We start from the raw sequence: 486 nt of genomic DNA on the forward strand, positions 1-486 counted from the left end.
TGGCTTCGCGGGTGAAGTCATTGCCAAACTGGGCGCCAAACCTACGAATATTCCCCCAGGCGAGTTATATACCGCACTTGAACGCGGCACCATTGATGCGCTCGAGTGGGTAGGCCCCTCTCTTGACCTGCGCATGGGTTTCCACAAAATTGCACCGTATTACTATACCGGTTGGCATGAGCCCGGTGCTGAACTTCAGTTCCTGGTTAACAAGAAGAAGTTTGAAGGCCTACCGGCAGATCTTCAAGAAATCCTTAAAACAGCTATGAAAGCTTCCTCATACGATATGTATGCGCAAGCTATGCATGAAAGCGCTAAGAACTGGGCAACGATTAGTACCGAATATCCGAATATTCAAGTTAAAACCTTCCCTACTGAAGTACTTGCTGCGATGCGTCAGGCAAATGAAGACCTGCTAGCCGAAAGCGCCTCTAAAGATGAGTTCGCTGCGCGAGTGCTTAAGTCTCAGAAAGAGTATCTGGAAAA

At 48.4% G+C, this 486-nt stretch carries 1 pseudogene; it reads left to right on the forward strand.

Going from position 1 to position 486, the window contains the following annotated elements:
* Positions 1-486, forward strand: a pseudogene (locus tag A3766_RS27065) (ABC transporter substrate-binding protein); the annotation flags it as partial.

The organism is Oleiphilus sp. HI0132 (genome assembly GCF_001635845.1).